This is a genomic window from Paenibacillus sp. FW101-FHT12H11 (genome assembly GCF_058790355.1).
In genome coordinates this window covers 213841-234080 of the sequence record NZ_JBYTCO010000012.1, presented here as the reverse complement: position 1 = coordinate 234080, position 20240 = coordinate 213841, and the positions used below count along the sequence as shown (strand labels likewise).

Genomic DNA, 20240 nt, shown 5'->3' with positions numbered 1-20240 from the left:
TTTTCTTCTTTTCCTATACCAATCTTTATGAAAACTTGACCAAAATTTAGGGAAAATTGATATAAAATGATACCTCCTCACGGTATAATTTAAACATTATACGAGAAGGGGTCGAACTATGTCGTCACTATTGCAAAAACAGAGTTTAACATCGGAACAGCTTCAATTGCTTGCTTCCGAGATGAGTAAGAAACAGAAATCAGGTGGTATAGCATGGCTACTCTGGTTTTTCACTTGCTCATTTGGAGGTCACCGTTTTTATTTAGGTCGAATTGGAACAGGAGTAGCTATGTTACTCACACTAGGCGGTTTGGGTATTTGGTCACTCGTTGATTTGTTCTTATTATCTGGGATGATTAGAGATACGAATGAAAAAGTTGAGAATGAGATCATTTCCGAAATCCGCCTGATCCACCAAGCGCGAGCAAATTCAGAAGCTGCTGTAGCACAGGCATAACGTACATAATATTATGGATAATTTAAATTTATTGCGTACGCTAACTCTGGAAGAACTAGCTATCTTAGAAGCAGAACTGCTGAAGAAGCGCAAATCTAAGGAAGTTGTATGGGCACTATGGTCTGTGCTGCATTATTTTGGAGCTCACCGTTATTATACAGAGAATTATCTGTATGCAAGCTTGATGTTTACGGCTACAGTCGTTCCTGGTCTTGCAATCATTCTATTGGCGGTGTACACAGAGTTAGAAGCATTTAGTTACTTTCTTTTATGGTTTAGCATAACCATATTAGCTGGATCATTGCTTTGGAGCTGGATCGATGCATTCTTTCTAAACAGAAGAATAGAAGAGATGAATCAGGAACAGGAACGTGTAGTGATTCGTCGTATCAAAGCAACAAGTACGAACAAATAAGAATGAGGCCGCCAGAAACCACAAGGTTTCAAACGGCCTCTCTTTTATATACACACGCTAATTCATCAACAACGCAAGTAAAACCACGTCAAGAAAGGTCTTCGTAACCTCGTGCATTAAATACTGCTTCAACAGTCCCTCTTCTTGAAAACCCAGCTTTTTTAATAGTTTCAGTGAGGCCACATTTTCAGGGTAAACTTCGGCTTGAATTCTATGAGGACTTATATGTGTTTTGCTAAAATGAATAACCGCCTGCATGGCTTCGGACATAATGCCCTTGCCCCAATAATCGGTCTTTAGATCATATCCGACAGTTAGAGGATAACGGTGATCGGCATCGAATATGCCTCTTGTAGGCATAAGTGTAATGGTTCCGATAATATGCCGCGATTCGTTAGGATAGAAGGAAATTCCCCAAGAGATTAACCTTCTGTCTGCAAAAGCCTGATTCCACGAATCGATTAGCATACGGGTGTCCTCGATCGAAGAGGGGCCATGCCAATCCAAGTGCTTGGTGACTTGAGGGTCGGTGTAAAAAGCATAGATATCTTCCGCATCCGCGACATCCATTTGCCGTAAGACGAGCCGTTCGGTATAAATGAAAGGGAAAGAGGAAAATAAGGCTTCCATATGCATCATTTGAATTATTTTCCTTTGTAGTAGGATGGTCGTTTGGAAAATTGTATCCTATGATCCTTAAGAGCAACTTAAAAAGCGATAAATAATCGGTGCCTTATGGAAGCTGAACATAAAACGAAGTGGTCTCATTCAGCACGCTTTTCGCATAAATCTTCCCTTTATGCTGTTCGACAATGGATTTGGCGATGGCTAGTCCGAGGCCGTAGCCGCCGCTTTTGCGCGAACGGGATTGATTGGCGCGATAGAAGCGGTCGAAAATCCTCTCTATATGGTCGGAGGGAATACCCTCGCCTGTGTTGGTCACCGTGAGCAGAATATTGCTATGCCGTTTCTGCAAGGTAAGCGCAATCGAACCTTTCGGTTTGGTGTATTTGATCGCGTTATCCAAAAGGATCATGGCCACCTGCTTGATTTGCTCGCAGCTGCCGCGCAGGCTGAGATCGGGTTCAATCTCATAGGTGAGTGAGATATCCTTCTCATACACAACCGCCTCCATCGTGAGGATGACACTCTCAACGGCTTCACTGATATTGAAGTTGGCGAACATCAAGTCGGCTCTGGAATTCTCCATCTCGGTCAAATACAGGAGATCGCCCGTTAATGTTTTCATTCTCTCCGTCTCGGACTTGATATGATGCAGCCATTTCACCTGATTGTGAATGGTGTCATCGCTATTGGCCAAAAGAACATCAGCATTCGTATTAATGACGGCTAACGGTGTTTTCAATTCATGAGAGGCATCCGCGATAAACTGCTTTTGTTTATTAAAAGCTTCTTTAACTGGCGCTATGGACCGATTTGCGAAAAACCGGCTCGTAAAGAAGATGACGATCAGCATAATGAATCCCACAACGGAGAAGGCATAGATGAGATTCGTAAGAATGTTCATTTGAGCAGTGATATCCAAATAGACGACGGAGTTTCCTGTGCCATTTTTTTGTACCAGATAAGCCCACGTATTGCCTTCCAAATGAAATTGGCCGTTATCCGACTTGCTAGAGGCGGCTTTTTGTAAAGCAAGGGTATAGAAATCCGTATCCATGTCGAACCGGGAGTTCGCGGCTACAAGATTCCACTGGTCATCCGCTTGCAGCAAGAAAGAGACGGAACGCTCCGGCGGGGGACCGGCGGTATTATAGCTTTGCTGGGGGAGAGGACTCCCGCCTGGCCGCGGCACGCCTTTGTTCCCATCAGGATTATGATAGAAATCAGTGACACGATGCAGCTCCATATCGATACCTTTGCGTACATTCTGATAAGTAATTGTATAGATGGAGGCAAAGGCCAGAAGCATGATGAACGTGATGATGACCAGATTGACGATAAGAAATCGATTGCGAAGCTTACGGAACATTTAGGAGCTCGCCTCCAATACGTAGCCTACGCCTCTGATTGTCGTGATGCGGACAGATGACTGCAAGAACGTGAGTTTTTTCCGCAAAAAAGAAATGTACACTTCCACATTGTTATGTTCTACCTCAGAATCGAACCCCCAGAGCTTTTCAATGATCTGCTCCTTGGAGATGACCGCTTGTTTCCTCGACATCAGAAGCTCCAATAACTCACTTTCTTTTAAAATGAGTTTAAGTTCCTTCCCGCTGCACGTCAGCTTAAGCGTCCCTGTATGCAACTCGATATCTCCGAATTTCAAAGCATCCTCCGCGACGACTTCTCCCTTGCGCCGCAAGGCCGCTCGGATTCTCGCGAGCAGCTCCTCTGTCGAGAACGGCTTAGCCACATAGTCATCCGCACCGTAATCCAGACCAGTGATTTTATCCGAAATTTCACCTTTCGCAGTCAGCAAAATCACCGGAGTCGCAATTCCTTTGCTGCGAATCGTCTTCAATAAGGTAATGCCGTCTATCTCAGGCAGCATAATGTCGAGCAATAGCAGATCATAAATACCGCTTAATGCGTTATCCAACCCCGATTGACCGTCATGTACCGTATCAACGGAATAATTATGTTTTTTAAGAATCTGGGTCAAAGCCTCAGCCAAATGAATTTCATCTTCGACAATTAATAGTCTCATTTACGTTTCCCCTTTTGTACCAGTGTGATGAAGCTCGATTGCATGCCTTCATTATAGGGAGCGAACCTTTAATCAAACTTAATCTTAGCATTTGCCCAGAGCTTAACAAATAATTTACAAAGCGATACTCATTTAAGTTTCACTAAAGGTTCGACCGCTAAGATACAGACATGAAGCAGCAAACACACGCAAATGCGAAAGGGGCGCAGCCTAATGGCCATAGAAGTATTTAACCGATATGAAAATAAATATCTCATGGATACCAAATCATTTTCCACGTTGTATAACGAACTGCTGGCTTATATGGAGCTTGATGAATACAACAAGAATGATAAATTCTACTCGATAAGCAACATGTATTACGATACGGAACATGATTCTTTAATCCGAAACAGCTTGGCCAAGCCTAAATACAGGGAGAAGCTGCGAATAAGAGCTTACGGCATACCTGAAAAAGACGGCAAAGTGTACCTGGAGCTTAAAAAGAAGGTATTCGGCTTAGTGAACAAGCGGCGGACTGCGCTCAAGCTGAACGAGGCTTATGAGTTTGTCCGCACAGGGGATGTGCCGGAGCTCAAACCTTATATGAATCAACAGGTTATTCATGAAATCGACTATTTCCTCCAGCGTTACGAATTACAGCCGAAGGTGTATCTGGCCTATGACCGGATCGCCATGTTTTGCAAAAATAATCGGGACCTCCGAATTACGTTTGATACGAATATTCGGTCCAGGCGGCATGACCTCAAGCTGGAAGATGGCGATTATGGGGAATCGCTGATCTGCGGCGGGCAATGGTTAATGGAAGTGAAGGCCGAGAAAACGATACCTGTCTGGCTGTCGAAAATGCTGTCGGAACATGAGATGTTCCGGACGAGTTTCTCGAAATACGGCAATGAATACAAAAAAATGCGAAATAGAAGATTCGCAGGGGAGGTCGCGAAGAGATGATAGATGCTATTTTGACTTCGATGCAGGTAAGCTCGGATAATTTAACGTTCGTCCATGCGCTGTTAACGATTCTAATTTCGTTCGCGCTAGGCGCAATTATCAGCTTCACTTATATGAAAACACAGCCTATGTACAATCAAAGCTTCACGTTGACGATGATCGTGCTACCGGCGATCATAGCCGTCATTATTCTGCTAATTGGCAGCAATATTGCCAGAGCTTTTAGTCTTGCCGGCGCATTCTCCATCATTCGGTTCAGAAGCGCTCCCGGCGATCCGAAGGATATTGCGTTTGTCTTATTTACGATGGCGGCGGGATTGGCTTGTGGCGTTGGATCTTTCGGTTACGCGGTGCTATTCACCGTTGCGCTTTGCTTACTGATGTTCTTCTTGAAAACTATTAAATTTGGAGCTAAGAAATCCTCGCAAAGATTGTTGAAAGTTACGATCCCGGAGAATCTGGGGTATGAGGAAGCGTTTGATGAGATTTTCAACAAATTCGGCATTGCTTATGAGCTAAGAAAAGTGAAAACGACGGAGCTCGGCAGCTTGTACGAGTTGGTGTACATGGTCACAATCGACCATCTCACAAATCAAAAAGACTTCCTGGATGCCATTAGATGCAGGAACGGAAACTTGGATATTACGTTGACGATGAATCCAACGGAAGCAGCGCAGTAGTAGCAACCATCTGTGCCGAAAGGGTTAACTGTTAAACAGTTAGCCCTTTTTTACATGTTAGGAAGCTATATATCTTTCGACAAATCAGGTAATATATATATTATAAATGATTGCCAATATTTTATAGTTGAAATGAGGTCTAGCAGTGCATCATTTGCATGGTACATACGATATGGTTTTGGTTGCATTTTCCTATGTGGTTGCTGTCGTGGCATCCTATACTGTCCTCGATTTAGTAGGAAGAATCAGCACGTCCAAGGGGATGTTTCGCTGGTTATGGCTCCTGTTCGGAGCGATCGCAATGGGGCTCGGCGTATGGTCTATGCATTTTGTCGGTATGCTTGCATTTTCGCTGAACATTTCAGTTGCCTATAACTTAGTCAAAGTCATACTTTCCGTCGTGGTCGTTATCGCGGCTTCCTTCCTGGCCTTGTATGTGGTTGGCCGCAGTCAATTATCATGGCGGTTACTACTTGCAGGTGGGCTGCTGCTCGCAACGGGCATCTCGGCCATGCATTACATCGGGATGGCGGCAATGGAAATTCATATTTCCTATAAGCCTGTTTATTTCGTACTATCGATTATCATTGCTATTGTGGCGTCTATCGCGGCTTTATGGTTAGCATTCTATTTCCGCAAGGGCACAGAGCCAAGCAGAATGTGGAAGAAGCTAGGCAGCGGCTTAATTATGGGAGCTGCCGTGGTAGGCATGCACTATACGGGTATGTATGCAGCACAATTCCAAATGCTAGATGCGCTAGACGAAACGAAGGGTATATTTCTGGATCAGAAGCTATTGGCTTATACGATTGCAGGGGGTACATTGTTCACGTTAGGTTTGTCGCTTTTTGGCATATTTATATCGAATCGATTGTCACGCAAAGATAACGAAATTGAGGAACATGAGAAATGGTATAGATCTTTATTTGAGAATAATCAGGATGGCATCATTTCAATCAATATGCAGTATCGCATTATTGGGTTTAATTCGGCTGTCACGCAGCTAACAGGGTTAACCGGTGAATGGTTCCGCAATCAAACGATCGACAATATTCTACCCTTCATTGTACCGGAAGATCAGGAGCGCACGAGGGAGATGTTTGTAAAGTCGCGCGGCGGCGAGATGCAGACGTACCAGACTGCGATTATCCACGAGCAAGGGCATCGTGTTGAACTTAGTGTGATTAACGCGCCGGTCATCCTCGATGGACAAGTTGTCGGCAGTTACATCATTGCCAAAGACATTACAGAAGAAAAGCAGTCCAAGGAGAAAATCCAACACCTCGCTTTTCATGATGAATTGACGGGAATGCCTAATAGGCGAATGTTCAATGAAGTGCTGGGCCAAATGATCGATAGCGAAGCTAAGCAGTTCGCCGTTATGGTGATGGATCTGGATCGGTTTAAATTAATTAATGATTCGCTTGGACATACCTATGGGGACCAATTTTTGCAGGAGATGTGTGAACGTATCCGCCGGTGCATGGAAGGCATGAATGTGACCTTGGCGCGTATGGGCGGTGACGAGTTCACATTGCTCTGTGACAGCCGTTACGAGAGGGAAGAAGTTGCCGATTTTGCTGAACAAATCATCAGAGCGATTGGCGTGCCGTATCGACTTAAAGAGAATGACTTCTACGTCACAGCGAGTATCGGTATTGCCGTATATCCGAACGACGGCGCGGATGCCGTGCAGCTGCTCAAAAATGCGGACACTGCCATGTACGAAGTGAAGAAAAACGGCAAGAACGGATACCAGTTCTATACGGGCGAACTAAACGCGCAGCTGCAGGAGAAAATTGAGCTGGAAGTTGAATTGCGTCAGGCGATTGCGCGCAAACAGCTGTTCTTGAATTACCAGCCGCAAATTCGTGCGGGGGACGGCCAGATGATTGGCGTCGAAGCCCTCGTTCGTTGGAATCACCCGACGAAGGGCACAATTTCTCCAGGCGTATTCATTCCCATAGCGGAAGAAACAGGCATTATTTATGAAATGGGCACATGGGTGCTGAGAGAAGCCTGTCGGCAAATGAAAGAATGGCATCGCGGCGGCGGGCCGCTGATTCCTGTTTCCGTCAATTTATCCTCCCAGCAGTTCCACCAGACCAATTTGGCGATGTACATTAAGGAAATCCTTGAGGAAACGGGACTTGAGCCGCAATATTTGGAGTTGGAAATTACGGAAAGCATGATGATGGATGCGACGGTTTCCAGAAGCATTCTGAATGAATTGACGGAATCGGGCATCCGGATCAGTCTGGACGATTTCGGAACGGGATATAGTTCCCTGAGTTATCTGAAGCTTCTTCCGATCCACAAGCTCAAAATTGACCGTTCGTTTATCCGCGATATTACGGAGAACAATAATGATAAAGCGATTGTAGCCACAATTATCTCGATGGCGCAGCATTTGAATATGGACGTTATTGCGGAAGGCATTGAAACGAAGGAACAGTTGGATATTCTTATGGATAATGATTGCAAAAAGATTCAGGGTTATTATTACAGCAAGCCGTTGCCTGCTCAGGATGTAGAGGAAGCTTTCTTTGCGCCGATGCGGGCAAGTAGATCATAAAGAACAACTATATCTGTAACTGGAAGCCCGATTAGCTCTGTAGAGCTGGTCGGGTTTTTGTTTACCTAATTGCAAGTTTTCTAAACAAGGTTAGCTGATCAGTCTAGGAGGTTTTAAGCTCCTTTTGGCGAATAAAAGTTAGGAGATTGTTCAAAAATACCGGAGGTGGAAGATGAAAGCGCTATTTATTGGAGGAACAGGAACAATTAGTTCAGCAATTACAAAGCAGCTGCTGGACAGTGGGTGCGAGCTTTATCTGCTGAATAGAGGCACAAGAAATGAATCATTGCCAGCAGGGGCTAACTTGCTCACAGCGGACATTCGGGATGAAGAGCATGTCGCTAGACTAATTGAACACTTGGAGTTCGATGTCGTTGCGGATTTCATCGCGTTCGAACCGACTCAGCTGGAAAGAGACTATCGCTTATTTCAAGGTAAAACCAAACAATTTATGTTCATAAGTTCAGCGTCTGCGTACCAAACACCGCTGTCTGACTATAGAATTACGGAAGGGACGCCTTTATCGAACCCCTATTGGGAATACTCAAGGAACAAGATTGCTTGTGAGGATTATTTGCTCAAGATGTATCGCGACCATGGTTTCCCTATTACTATCGTAAGACCGAGCCACACCTATGATGAACGATCCATACCGCTTGGCGTGCATGGCAGTAAAGGCAGCTGGCAGGTTGCCAAACGTATGCTGGAGAACAAGCCCGTAATCATTCATGGAGACGGCACTTCACTGTGGACAATGACGCATAATAGCGACTTTGCTAAAGGATTTATTGGACTTATGGGCAATCTGCATGCTATTGGGGAGTCCGTACATATCACTTCCGATGAGACGCTGACTTGGAATCAAATCTATGAAGCCATTGCTGATGCCCTAGGAGTCAAACTGCAGGCGGTTCATGTTTCGTCTGAATTTCTGGATGCGTGCAGCACGGAGAATTACAGAGGCGGACTGCTGGGAGATAAGGCGAATTCCGTCGTTTTCGACAATGCGAAGCTGAAACGGCTTGTTCCGGAGTTCGTTGCGACGACTCGTTTTGATCAGGGGATTAAAACAACTGTCGCCAATATTTTAGCTAAACCCGAGTTACAAAGGGAAGATCAGGAATTTGATCAATGGTGCGATAAGGTGATTCGGGCCTTAGATGCGGCTGTACTAGCAATTCGGGAATAGGTGTAAAGGGGATGGCAATGAATATAACGGTTGATATTAGAAATAACTCCAGAGTCGCTATTGTGCAAAGTGATGATATCCTCATAAGCGATGTGCAGGAGGCTTTGGATTTGATGGCGTCTGTTCAATATCTGGAAGAATGCCACAAAATTTTGATAGACAAGTCCAACGTTTCCGAAGATTTTTTCGAGCTGAAGACCCGCCTTGCAGGTGAGATATTACAGAAATTTACGAACTACAAAGTTAAATTTGCGATTGTTGGCGATTTTGACGTGTATAACAGTAAAAGTCTGAAGGATTTTATCTATGAGAGCAATCAAGGGAACTCGGTTTTCTTCCTCAAAAACAGAGAGGCAGCGCTGGACGCTCTGCACAATGCTAATTAATCCGACGGAGAAAAGGGTGCTCGACGCCGGTTTGTCGGCCATTTCGGCATGCAAGAGGAAGACAGGCGATATTTGGGACGCCCATTCAAAATAGAGATATTTAGCAGGCGAACCTAAACGCGCGTTAAACGAAAAAAAGCACCGTTCCTCCACATTGGAAGGATTGGTGCTTTTTACTGCTTAAAAATCAAAATTGTCCGGATCGGGTCCGACGCGTCGATTCTCATTCAAGGCATCAATACGAGCCATCTCTGCATCCGTTAACGAGAAGTCAAAGACGTTGGCGTTATCGATGATGCGCTGCTCTTTGATCGACTTCGGAATCGTCACAATGCCGCGTTGCAGATCCCAACGGAGAATGACTTGAGCAACCGACTTGCTGTGGCTAGCAGCGATGTCATTAAGAACCGGGTGATCGAATAGCTGGCCCTGCATGAGCGGAGACCAAGCTTCTAACTGAATGTTATTCGCTTTGGAGAAGGTGAGCAGCTCTTGCTGTGACAGAAGCGGGTGAAGTTCAACTTGGTTCACCATTGGCACGATTTCCGCGTCTTTCATCACATCTTCGAGATGATGAATTTGGAAGTTGCTGACGCCGATTGCTTTCACACGACCTTCTTTGTACAGAGTTTCCAAAGCACGCCAAGCCTCTTTATATTTCCCTTTGACCGGCCAGTGAATGAGGTACAGGTCAAGATATTCCAGACCCAGCTTGGATAAGCTGGCTTCATAGGCGGCAATTGTCGATTCATAGCCAAGATCTGCGTTCCACACCTTGGAGGTTACGAACAAATCCTCTCTAGCGAGTCCTGTTTCCGCAAGCGCCTCGGAAATAGCTTGTCCAACACCGGTCTCATTCCCATAAATGGCGGCTGTATCAATGCTGCGGTAGCCATTTCGAATGGCTGCTTTGACGGAGCTTACTACCTCAGAACCGTCTTCTACTTTAAAAACACCTAACCCGAACCATGGCATTTGAACGCCGTTCAGCAGGGTTGTTGTGGATTGTAAATGGTTGATCGTCATGCGTAATTCCTCCTCATGTAACTGTTTATATGTTGGCCAATGGGCCTCATCGCATCATAAAATTCTTACCATCAGTAGGATGTCCCTGCTGGCAATTGTTATTATGAACGTTTCATGAGGAGATGAAAAGTACGTACTTTTTAGTACGATAGTTACTCTTCTGTGACTATTGGTGCTTAAGTGATCCCATATTCCTCGATTTTACGGTACAAAGTCGTCCTTCCAATTTGCAATTTGGCGGCAGCCTTGCTGAGATTCCACTCAGAGGCGGTCAGCGCCATCTTAATCGCTTTAATTTCCGCTTCTTTTAGCGTTAGAGGGTGATCTCCGCTGGGGGCTCCGCTCATCGGCTCATCCGCTTGCGCAGCCTCCAACATTAAATGCTCAGCATCAATCGGCTGATCGCCAGCCAGGAAGATCGCTTGCATCAGAATGCCGTTCAGCTCTCTGATATTGCCTGGCCAATTGTAGGCCAGCAGCTTGCGTTTGGCGGCTTCTGTGAAAGCGCAGCATGGTGAAGCATGCTTCTGGAGCAGATGAAGCGCCAAAGTCAGGATATCGCTTCTTTCCCGCAGAGCCGGCAGCGTAATAGGAATGCCCTTCAGCCGATAATAAAGATCGGCCCGGAATCCGCCTGCCTTCACTTCTGCGGCCAAATCCTTATTCGTTGCGGCAATTACGCGCACATCAACGGCTTTGCTCTTCGCACTCCCAACCGGAGTAATCCGCCCGTCTTGAAGCACACGCAAAAGCGCAGCTTGCGCCCGAAGGGGCATATCGCCGATTTCATCGAGGAAAATCGTGCCTTTATGCGCAGCCTCGAACTTCCCGATATTGCCCTCCTTGCTTGCACCTGTGAAAGCGCCGCGGGCATAACCGAACAATTCGCTCTCTACGAGGCTGTCTGGGATGGCGCTGCAGTTAAGCGCAATGAACGGAGCTCCCGACCGGACACTTGCCGTATGTATGGATTGGGCGAACAATTCCTTGCCGACGCCGCTTTCACCCAAGAGCAGAACAGGGAAGTCGGCGGTTGAAGCCTTCTGGGCTAACTCTTTTCTCTGCAGGAACGTCGGACAAGTGCCGACGAGATCATGAAACGTGTATAAATGCTGATCATTACTCGTTACCTTTCGAATGGAGACAGACTGCCACAGCTTTTGATGTTCATTATGTAAGGTTTGAACGGCATAACCCTCCAGTTTCGGCATGGGCTTACCGATGACGTCGCCGCCCATAATCCGTATAGCGGCGTGATTGGCGCGGAGGATGCGGTTATCTCGGCTGAGCGAAAGCAGGGGCAAAGGATGATGCATGGAGGAGTAGTCCAACTCTTTTAGCGTGATGAGGTGTTCCTTCTTCGACTCCTCGAGCAAAATTCTGTTTTGCAACGATTGAGCAGCCAAACAGGCGAGGGTAAAGGTATAGGCATGGAAATTCTCTTGCTTGCCGCTAATATTGACGATTCCGATAAGTTCGCCGATCGCATTGAAGACAGGGGCAGAAGCGCAGGTCAGGAAATGGTTTGATTTGAAATAATGCTCTTCGGCATGCACACGCACGGGCTTCCGCTCTGTAAGGGCGACGCCGATGGCATTCGTCCCTTTGCGATGTTCGGCCCAATTGGCGCCTACTTGCAGCTGAACCGCCAATGCTCGCCGAGAGAAGTCGATATCTCCCGCCGTGTGAATAATGGTTCCTTCCGGGTCGATCAGCAGCGCCATCTGGCCGGATTCTTTGATGCCGGCATGCATGTGTTCGAAGATTTGCTCGGTGTATTGGATGGTTTGCTCATTTTGCTTGAGTAGAGACTGCATGTGAATTCCTGTTAAAATGTCATCGTCAATGGGGTCGGTGGGCACTAAACCAAATTCGTGGCAGCGCTTCCAAGAAGCTGCCGCTGCGTCGGATAAAAAGTTATTTTCCACGGATAGCAAAAAGATCCCTCCATTGCAATCGTATCTTACCCGATCATACCATAGTTGCTTTTATTAATGGAGGGCTGCCGGCAAGAATGTCCCATAATGGAACACATCCTTTGTATCAAAACGGAACATCTAATTTCGTAGGCCATTCATAAACCCCTTTGTAACGGGATTTGGTCCGTTGGCACGATTCTTGCTTCTCTATTTATGTATACCATTTTAAGGAGGCTGAGCGAGAATGATTTATGCACAACCTGGACAAAACGGATCCAAAGTAACATTCAAAAAACGGTATGAAAACTTTATCGGTGGACAGTGGGTTTCACCTGTTAAAGGGCAATACTTCGATAATCCGTCTCCTGTAAATAATCGTGTGTTCTGTGAGATTCCACGCTCAACATCTGAGGATATCGAGCTGGCTTTGGATGCTGCGCATGCTGCCAAAGAGGCATGGGGGCGCACGTCAGTTGCCGAGCGCGCTGTTATTTTAAATAAAATTGCTGATCGCATGGAAGCTAATTTGGAAATGCTCGCGGTTGCCGAGACTTGGGATAACGGCAAGCCTGTTCGTGAAACGCTCGCGGCTGATCTGCCGCTGGCAATTGATCACTTCCGCTATTTCGCAGGGAGCATCCGCGCACAAGAAGGTACGCTCAGCCAATTGGACGACAATATGGTGGCTTACCATTTTCATGAGCCGCTTGGCGTCGTCGGGCAGATCATTCCGTGGAACTTCCCGCTGCTGATGGCGACGTGGAAGCTCGCTCCGGCGCTTGCGGCAGGAAATGCCGTAGTTCTCAAGCCGGCTGAGCAAACGCCGGCTTCCATTCTGGTGCTGCTCGAACTTATTCAAGATTTGCTGCCGCCAGGCGTCGTTAATGTCGTTAACGGCTTCGGCCTTGAAGCGGGCAAACCGCTAGCCTCAAGCAGCCGTATCTCGAAGATTGCCTTTACGGGAGAAACGACAACAGGCCGTTTGATTATGCAATATGCTTCGCAGAATTTGATACCGGTTACCTTGGAGCTGGGCGGTAAGTCTCCGAACATCTTCTTTGAAGATGTGCTTGCGCGGGATGACGCTTTTTTCAATAAAGCGCTTGAAGGTTTTGCTATGTTCGCTCTCAATCAAGGAGAAGTGTGTACGAGCCCGTCTCGTGCATTAATTCAGGAGTCGATTTACGATCAATTTATGGAGAGAGCTTTGAAGCGGGTCGCTTCGATCACACAAGGCAACCCTCTTGATACAACTACGATGATTGGGGCACAGGCTTCGACAGAGCAAGTTGAGAAAATCATGAGCTATATCAACATCGGCTCGCAAGAAGGTGCGGAATGTCTGATTGGCGGTGACAGAGGGAAAGTGGAAGGGGAGCTTTCGGAAGGCTACTATATCCAGCCAACTGTACTCAAAGGAAATAATAAGATGAGAATTTTCCAAGAGGAAATTTTCGGCCCTGTCCTTGCGGTTACGACGTTCAAAAACCAGGAAGAGGCCTTGGCTATTGCGAACGACACGCTCTATGGTCTTGGAGCAGGCGTATGGACGCGTGACATGAACACCGCCTACCGGATGGGCCGCAGCATTGAAGCGGGTCGTGTATGGACGAATTGCTACCACGCCTACCCTGCCCATGCAGCTTTTGGCGGATATAAGACTTCAGGCATCGGCCGCGAGAATCATAAAATGATGCTGTCCCATTACCAGCAAACCAAAAACTTGCTCGTCAGCTACAGCCCTGAAGCATTGGGCTTCTTCTAAGAGAGCTGCCGCGATGACAGAGGCAAGTAAAGTTGTTGCTACTGAGGCTGCTCTGGAGCTCATTGAAATCGTGAGAGCCAAACATGGCCCTGTTATGTTTCATCAATCCGGCGGCTGCTGCGACGGAAGTTCTCCCATGTGTTATGCCCAGGGAGAGTTTCTGATCGGTGACAGCGACGTTTGGTTGGGTGATATCGGCGGCGCCCCCTTTTATATGAGTAAATCCCAGTACGATTATTGGAAAAATACAATGCTGATCATCGATGTGGTTCCCGGCAGGGGCGGCATGTTTTCGCTTGAAGGCCCGGAGGGCCGGCGGTTTTTGACGCGTTCCCGGATGTTTACGGAGGAGGAGCGGCGCGTGTTAGGTTTGTAAGAAGTGTACACAGGACCTGGCGATGGTTTATCGCTGGGTCTTTTGTCCTTTTGCGTGGTGGATTTTACGTCAAAAGTACGAATATACTTATGGTAAGCGATTACATGTTTTAAAAGGAGGCGTTTGCGGATGGAATTTTCATTAGGTGCACTGCAGGATCACAGAATGCTGCTTACCCCACATATGCGGCAGTCTATGGAAATCCTCCATATGTCCTCCTTGGATCTTCATGAGTTGGTGAAGCAGCAAGCGAATGAGAATCCTTTTATTGAACTTAAGCATAGAAATCCGGCAAGCCGCAATATGCGCGGTTCTAATCCAGATTGGCGGCTTAATGTCGATCCTAGCGCTGCTCCTACGTTAGAATCGGTTTTACTAGAACAGATAGCCTGTATGAATTTGGACAATAGACTAAAGGGGCTATGCAAATGGATCATCGGAAATCTGGATGCAAAGGGCTACCTTCCCTATACGAGAGTTGAAATTTCCGCTATTCAAGGCTCCTCGCTGGAGCATGTGCGTCAAGCTGTTCAAATCATCCAATGCTTAGAGCCATTCGGTGTAGGGGCTTCAACCTTAGCGGAATGTCTTCTCCTCCAATTGCAGCAGATGAAGGGAATAGACCCCTTGGTGGCAGATTTAATCCAACAGGATATGCCTGATATTGCTGCTGGCAGGATTCATCAGTTAGCGTTGAAATACGATACAGAGCAATCCCGCATCCAAGCGGCGATTAAACAGATTAAAGTACTCAATCCGAAGCCCGGAGCCATGTACAGCAGAGAACAGCCACAGTATGTGATACCAGATCTTACGTTGAAGATGGTCGAGGGGATATATACTGTTTTTCTCGAAAATGCTGCAATTCCGGGCATTACACTCAGCGATTCCTATCTTCGTCTGATGGAGCAGAAGGCATCACAAGATGTATACCGCTACTTGAAGCAGCAGTGGCAGGCCGCAAGGGGGCTCATGGACAACATTGAGCGAAGAAAAGCTACGCTGCTGCAAACAGCAAGCCTAATGTTCGAGCTCCAGGCCGATTTTTGTGCGAGGGGCACCGCTCATATTGGGCCGATGACGATGAAGCAGGTGGCTGAAGCGCTGCAAGTACATGAATCCACCGTGAGCCGTACGGTCAGCCGGAAGTACGTTCAAACCCCGTGGGGGATTTTTGAGCTGAAATATTTCTTCTCCTCTTCAATAAAGCAGGCCGATGGAACGTCGGTTTCCTCTTTTTACATCAAGGAAAAGCTTCGTGAAGCGATTGCGGGAGAAAACCGAGAGCAGCCTTTCTCGGATCAACAGCTATCTGAACTCTTCATCAGCAAGGGTCTCGTCATTTCACGCCGAACAGTGGCTAAATATAGAGAACAGATGAACCTTCCACCTGCTCTAAAAAGACGATCTAACGTTTGAAGGTTAAACTTTAAAATTTAAGATTTAAGGTTTAAATCTTGAAGTTTAAGGCGTGAATTTTACCGTTTAGAGTTTAAAGTTTAAACTTTAAACTTTATTCCAGTGAAAGCGTATAATTAACGGAATATTCCAAATACCCACTCATTCTACGTTCCTATTGCGAATAGGTATATAGATTCAAATCAAGGTAGGAGAGGGGAATTGACTTGACAAAGAACGAAGTCTTAACCACTACCATCACACTGTCCATTGATAACGGCAGCAGTCATGTCAAGGTCATCTATGACCATCTGGACTGTAGCTTCATTTTCCCTAATGTACTTGCACAACCGTTTGGTGAACGATTTCTTTTGATGGAACAAGGTGATCCCCTGGATTTCCTCGACGTTCAAATTACATCGCCTGCCATTGAAAGCGATCAGTACCGACACGTTTACGTGGGGAATCTCGCCATTGGCGATGAAGGTATTCTTCACGAGATTGTCGGAGATAAAGCTGTGCAAAAGAAAGCCCAGAGACCGGAGACCATGGTGACGCTCCTGACGGCTGCCGCTTATGCCATTGCCAAACAACATGAGGACGCAATCAAACGGGGTAAAAAGCGGATCAAAGCTGCCGTAAACCTGGGCACCGGCCTGCCGATTCGCGAAATTACGAAATTCCGCGATGAATTTGCCCGTAAAATCACCGGAGGTGTCCACTCTGTCACGTTCGTAACGACCCCTGTCTTCAAAGGGATCACGGTTGAAATGGAATTCACGCTTCCAACCGATATCAGCATAGACGATGTATCGGGCGTTTATGATTTGGAAGCAACTTCGAAATCCCATTTGTCGCACAAGGGATTCGGCATTGCCGATGTCGGTGGTGTAGATATGGATATCGCTTTCTTCCGACCAGGCCTGGATCTGGATCAAAGGCACTCCACCGGCGCCAAAATTTATCTCAACGATGCACTGGAGAGTATTCGTAATGAGGTGAATGCGCAAGGTGAGGAGCTGCTTGCAAGCACAGCCGAATTGACGCTTATGCTCGTCAACAAAGAGTATGAGATCTATGCCGAGGGCAAGGTCGTGTTTGATATGACGAGCCTGATCAACAAGCACATGCGCATATTAGCGGAGAAGGTGCTGAAGTTCGCCCGCAGCTCCTGGAAGCACGTTCGTTATGCGAACGAGTTCTGGTTTATCGGCGGCGGAGCTGTTGTTTTGCAGCCTTGGATTGAGAAAATAAACGCCGAGCTGGGCCTGCCCATTCGGTTTGATACAGCCGAGCACAGCCAATTCCGGAATGTGCGAGGCACGTTCCTCATGCTGGATCACGCCCTGAAACATGCGGACGAAGTCGCGGCCGGCACAGATGCCAAAGGAGTCTCCGAGAACGGGAGCGGTCAGGATTGAAAAAACGCCGATCCACCGTCTACGTTCGCTCTGGCAAAGATGTAACTTTGTATATTCCATCAGATACGCCCGCTGAGGTCATTGACTATTTAAACCAGTTGAAGATGGATGGCTATTTTAGCCAAGGTATTATAGATATTTTAACGAAATATGTTCGCGAAGAGCACGTGTCTGCATCTGCAACAACTGAAATCGAAATATTTCCCGGGAAAGAAATGTTCCACGATATAGACATAGTAAGCCCTCCCGCTGTAATGGAAGAGGACGATCCCAAGGTAGAATTGGACGAGCCTCCAGAGCCTGCTCAAGCAGCAGGCGCGGAAGGAGAACAGAAGAAATTCAGCTTGGCACAAATATTCCGGCAGTCCCGGCAAAATTCAGGGAAGCTAGTGCCTACTTCAGATCATGGAAGGGAGCCTGAGTAGGGGAACTCCATGATTCAGGATAAGGAGGACACCTAAATGGATAACAATCAGGGGAAAGAAGCAGCTAGGCATTTTACATTGACTGATGATATATTTCGTTATCCTGGCATGGATGTTTATTCGCAAATGACTGTAATCGTATTGAAATGCTTCTCCTCAGAAGCAAACGTCCCTGATTTGGTTGATATTGCAAAACTGGGCCGGATGAATCTGAAGCAGGCAACGAAGGCGATGCAGAATCTCGTCGAGATGAAGATTATTTCCCAGAAAATGTTTCGCCGGCTGGTCGGTGATTTTCAGGACGATCGGTTATCCTGGGCGGCCAAAGGTTTGCTCGCTTTTTGCAAAGAACATCCTAAGATTGACTTAACCGACTTATTGGATCTCTCCAGTGAGTCAGGCGAGGATGAGAGCAGCATCCGCAAGGCACTTACGGAGCTGCACCAGTATGGTTACTTGGATGAGTATCCAGTCTGGAGTCAAATTGCGAACTGAGCAGAATTAATGATCAAAAAAAGCTATTCCCCACATTCGGGAGGATAGCTTTTTTGGCATGCTGTTTTTCTTTATGCTTTTTTCAGCAATAAGTAGATGAAATAAGGTGCGCCGATCAATGCGACCATAATACCGGCGGCAATCCCATCGGGGTCGAGCAAATTGCGACCGACGGTATCAGCCAGAAGCAGCAGCCATCCGCCGATTAGAACAGCGACGGGAATGAATAGCTGATTCCTGGGCCCGACCAAAGCTTTCGCAATATGCGGAGCCATAAGCCCGATAAAGGTAATGCCTCCCGTGACGGAAACGGCAGAGGCCGCAAGTGCGACAGCGGTAAGAAGTAGGACGATACGCTCTTTTTCCACCGACACACCAACTCCGATTGCAACGGGCTCGTTAAGACCAAGGAGATTTAACCGGTTGGCTTTGTACAAAGTGAACGGGATGAGCACGATAAGCCACGGCAGCAGCGCCCAGATGAACGGCCAATCGGTTCCCCAGATGTTGCCTGCCAGCCATTTGGCGATAAAGTCCACCTTCGCGCGTTCTGCGGATGAGATGATGACAATCATGATGCCGGATAAGGCCATGGAGAAGCCAATGCCCATTAACACTAATCGGACGGGTTGAAGACCTTCTTTTCGACTATAAGAGAGCAGGTAAATGCAAGCTGCGGTTAGTAGAGCTCCAATAAAAGCGACCAGCGGTAGAAAATACACGAATGAGCCTGCTTTTACCGGGAAAAACAGAAAAAAGAAGGCAACGGCGACACCCGCACCGGAGTTTATTCCAATAATGCCGGGGTCAGCTAAATCATTGCGTGTAACACCCTGCAGGATCGCGCCAGATAGAGCAAGCGCCATGCCGGCTAATAAGGTAATCAGAATCCGGGGTAATCGAATTGAAAATAAGACAAAATGTTCTTTGAAGGTTCCCTGGCCTAACAGGGTAGGGAGCAGCCGGTTATAGGACAACGACGAGTAACCTAACCCCATGCCGATCACAACCGTAACTATGATAAGTGCCAGAGCCCCAACTACGAGCAGGCGTTGTTTTCTGAGAATGGATGGATGAATCATGGGAAGGCTTTGCCCCCTTTACGTACGATAAACAGGAAGAAAGGTAAGCCCAGCATCGCGACAATGGCCACTACAGGCGTTTCGTATGGCGCATTCATGGTACGCCCGAGAGTATCTGCGAGCAGCATGAAGGTACCGCCAGAGACCGCGGACATTGGAATAATGAACCGGTAATCGGTGCCGACGATGGCACGTACGACGTGCGGTATCATAAGCCCGATGAAAGCCATATTGCCGACCAGGGCAACGGATGCGCCTGCCAGAAGAATAATGATGATGAAGAGAATCGCCTTAATTTGCGCCGTTTTCTGCCCTAATCCAACAGCCACCTCTTCGCTTAAGCTAAGAATGGTAAGCTGCCTGGAGAGCAGGAGAGATACCAGCGACCCCACCACGATAAAAGGCACGATTACTTTCAGCTGGTCCCATGAAGCGCCGATCAATCCGCCTGCTGTCCACATGGTCACATCTTTTGAGATTTTGAAATAAAGGCCGAGACCCTCAGAGACGGCGTATAAAAAAGCGGAGATCGCAGCTCCGGCGAGTACGATGCGGATGGGTGAGAATCCGCCTTTTTTCAACGCTCCAATGCCGAAAACCAGAAGCGCTCCTATGGCCGCTCCAATGAAACAAGCGAGCATGATGCCCAAGTAGCTTGTTGATGGGAATAAAGCAATAGTTAGGGCGAGTGCTGCGTTAGCACCTGCCGTTAGCCCCAGCAAACCGGGGTCTGCTAACGGATTTCGTGTAATTCCTTGCATAATGGCGCCTGAGACGCCTAAAGCCGCGCCAACGAAAATCCCCGCGATTTCGCGGGGTAATCGTATTTCACGGATGATTGTAATCGCATCACTTGTGGTGTGTGAAGTTAGTGCCAGCCAGACATCCGTGAGGGTAGCATCTGCTGCCCCAAACACCATAGCAACAACAAACATTCCCACAAACACAAGGAGCCCAAGGGCAAATTTATAACCAAATGAAATGGATAGTTTCATCCGAGACGGCTCCT

At 47.1% G+C, this 20240-nt stretch carries 20 protein-coding genes; 13 read left to right on the top strand and 7 right to left on the bottom strand.

Annotated features, from left to right (window positions below):
• Positions 1-118 precede the first annotated feature (118 nt).
• Together AC3WTJ_RS32595 and AC3WTJ_RS32590 are read left to right on the top strand one after the other, a co-directional pair.
• Positions 119-457, top strand: coding sequence for a TM2 domain-containing protein (locus tag AC3WTJ_RS32595; protein WP_127454005.1), 339 nt, complete (start codon positions 119-121; stop codon positions 455-457).
• A 31-nt stretch (positions 458-488) separates the two neighbouring features.
• Positions 489-872 (top strand): TM2 domain-containing protein, encoded by a 384-nt coding sequence (locus AC3WTJ_RS32590; RefSeq protein ID WP_492525303.1) that lies wholly within the window; start codon positions 489-491, stop codon positions 870-872.
• A gap of 57 nt (positions 873-929) precedes the next feature.
• Here AC3WTJ_RS32590 and AC3WTJ_RS32585 read toward each other — a convergent pair whose 3' ends face one another.
• From AC3WTJ_RS32585 to AC3WTJ_RS32575, 3 genes are all read right to left on the bottom strand, one after another.
• Positions 930-1511: a GNAT family N-acetyltransferase gene (locus tag AC3WTJ_RS32585; RefSeq protein WP_492525301.1), complete on the bottom strand. Its 582-nt coding sequence runs from the start codon at positions 1509-1511 to the stop codon at positions 930-932.
• Between the two features lie 94 nt (positions 1512-1605).
• Positions 1606-2865 (bottom strand): sensor histidine kinase, encoded by a 1260-nt coding sequence (locus AC3WTJ_RS32580; RefSeq protein ID WP_492525299.1) that lies wholly within the window; start codon positions 2863-2865, stop codon positions 1606-1608.
• Positions 2866-3543 (bottom strand): response regulator transcription factor, encoded by a 678-nt coding sequence (locus AC3WTJ_RS32575; RefSeq protein WP_492525297.1) that lies wholly within the window; start codon positions 3541-3543, stop codon positions 2866-2868. It abuts the gene before it with no gap.
• A gap of 213 nt (positions 3544-3756) precedes the next feature.
• On the opposite strand from AC3WTJ_RS32575, the gene AC3WTJ_RS32570 reads away from it, so the two are divergent.
• The 5 genes from AC3WTJ_RS32570 (at position 3757) to AC3WTJ_RS32550 (ending at position 9324) form a co-directional block, all read left to right on the top strand.
• Positions 3757-4494, top strand: a complete 738-nt coding sequence (locus AC3WTJ_RS32570; protein ID WP_492525295.1) for a polyphosphate polymerase domain-containing protein — start codon at positions 3757-3759, stop codon at positions 4492-4494.
• Positions 4491-5174: a DUF4956 domain-containing protein gene (locus tag AC3WTJ_RS32565; protein WP_492525293.1), complete on the top strand. Its 684-nt coding sequence runs from the start codon at positions 4491-4493 to the stop codon at positions 5172-5174. The genes AC3WTJ_RS32570 and AC3WTJ_RS32565 overlap by 4 nt, the downstream gene beginning before the upstream one ends.
• Before the next feature lie 145 nt (positions 5175-5319).
• A complete protein-coding gene (locus AC3WTJ_RS32560; protein WP_492525291.1) occupies positions 5320-7749 on the top strand; it encodes an EAL domain-containing protein in 2430 nt (809 codons plus the stop codon).
• Positions 7750-7921: 172 nt separating this feature from the next.
• Positions 7922-8938: an SDR family oxidoreductase gene (locus AC3WTJ_RS32555; RefSeq protein ID WP_492525289.1), complete on the top strand. Its 1017-nt coding sequence runs from the start codon at positions 7922-7924 to the stop codon at positions 8936-8938.
• Positions 8939-8955: 17 nt separating this feature from the next.
• Positions 8956-9324 carry a DUF4180 domain-containing protein gene (locus tag AC3WTJ_RS32550; protein WP_492525439.1) on the top strand — a complete coding sequence of 123 codons (369 nt, stop codon included), beginning with the start codon at positions 8956-8958 and terminating at the stop codon, positions 9322-9324.
• A gap of 180 nt (positions 9325-9504) precedes the next feature.
• Here AC3WTJ_RS32550 and AC3WTJ_RS32545 read toward each other — a convergent pair whose 3' ends face one another.
• Both AC3WTJ_RS32545 and AC3WTJ_RS32540 read right to left on the bottom strand, forming a co-directional pair.
• Positions 9505-10350: an aldo/keto reductase gene (locus tag AC3WTJ_RS32545; RefSeq protein ID WP_492525287.1), complete on the bottom strand. Its 846-nt coding sequence runs from the start codon at positions 10348-10350 to the stop codon at positions 9505-9507.
• Positions 10351-10526: 176 nt separating this feature from the next.
• Positions 10527-12278: a sigma-54-dependent Fis family transcriptional regulator gene (locus AC3WTJ_RS32540; protein ID WP_492525437.1), complete on the bottom strand. Its 1752-nt coding sequence runs from the start codon at positions 12276-12278 to the stop codon at positions 10527-10529.
• Positions 12279-12513: 235 nt separating this feature from the next.
• Between AC3WTJ_RS32540 and adh the strand changes: the two genes are divergently transcribed.
• From adh to AC3WTJ_RS32510, 6 genes are all read left to right on the top strand, one after another.
• A complete protein-coding gene (adh, locus tag AC3WTJ_RS32535; RefSeq protein ID WP_492525285.1) occupies positions 12514-14034 on the top strand; it encodes an aldehyde dehydrogenase in 1521 nt (506 codons plus the stop codon).
• A 13-nt stretch (positions 14035-14047) separates the two neighbouring features.
• Positions 14048-14410 carry a DUF779 domain-containing protein gene (locus AC3WTJ_RS32530; RefSeq protein ID WP_492525283.1) on the top strand — a complete coding sequence of 121 codons (363 nt, stop codon included), beginning with the start codon at positions 14048-14050 and terminating at the stop codon, positions 14408-14410.
• Positions 14411-14539: 129 nt separating this feature from the next.
• A complete protein-coding gene (rpoN, locus tag AC3WTJ_RS32525) occupies positions 14540-15829 on the top strand; it encodes an RNA polymerase factor sigma-54 (protein ID WP_492525281.1) in 1290 nt (429 codons plus the stop codon).
• Positions 15830-16035: 206 nt separating this feature from the next.
• Complete coding sequence (locus tag AC3WTJ_RS32520) at positions 16036-17229, top strand: Alp7A family actin-like protein (protein ID WP_492525279.1); 1194 nt, start codon at positions 16036-16038, stop codon at positions 17227-17229.
• Positions 17226-17654: a hypothetical protein gene (locus AC3WTJ_RS32515; protein ID WP_492525277.1), complete on the top strand. Its 429-nt coding sequence runs from the start codon at positions 17226-17228 to the stop codon at positions 17652-17654. The genes AC3WTJ_RS32520 and AC3WTJ_RS32515 overlap by 4 nt, the downstream gene beginning before the upstream one ends.
• A gap of 36 nt (positions 17655-17690) precedes the next feature.
• On the top strand, positions 17691-18149 hold the full coding sequence (locus AC3WTJ_RS32510; RefSeq protein ID WP_127453974.1) for a hypothetical protein: 459 nt from the start codon (positions 17691-17693) through the stop codon (positions 18147-18149).
• A gap of 71 nt (positions 18150-18220) precedes the next feature.
• Here AC3WTJ_RS32510 and AC3WTJ_RS32505 read toward each other — a convergent pair whose 3' ends face one another.
• Together AC3WTJ_RS32505 and AC3WTJ_RS32500 are read right to left on the bottom strand one after the other, a co-directional pair.
• Positions 18221-19231, bottom strand: a complete 1011-nt coding sequence (locus AC3WTJ_RS32505) for a FecCD family ABC transporter permease (RefSeq protein WP_492525275.1) — start codon at positions 19229-19231, stop codon at positions 18221-18223.
• Positions 19228-20226 carry a FecCD family ABC transporter permease gene (locus AC3WTJ_RS32500; protein WP_492525273.1) on the bottom strand — a complete coding sequence of 333 codons (999 nt, stop codon included), beginning with the start codon at positions 20224-20226 and terminating at the stop codon, positions 19228-19230. Before AC3WTJ_RS32500 ends, AC3WTJ_RS32505 begins: the two co-directional genes overlap by 4 nt.
• Between the last annotated feature and the right edge of the window lie 14 nt (positions 20227-20240).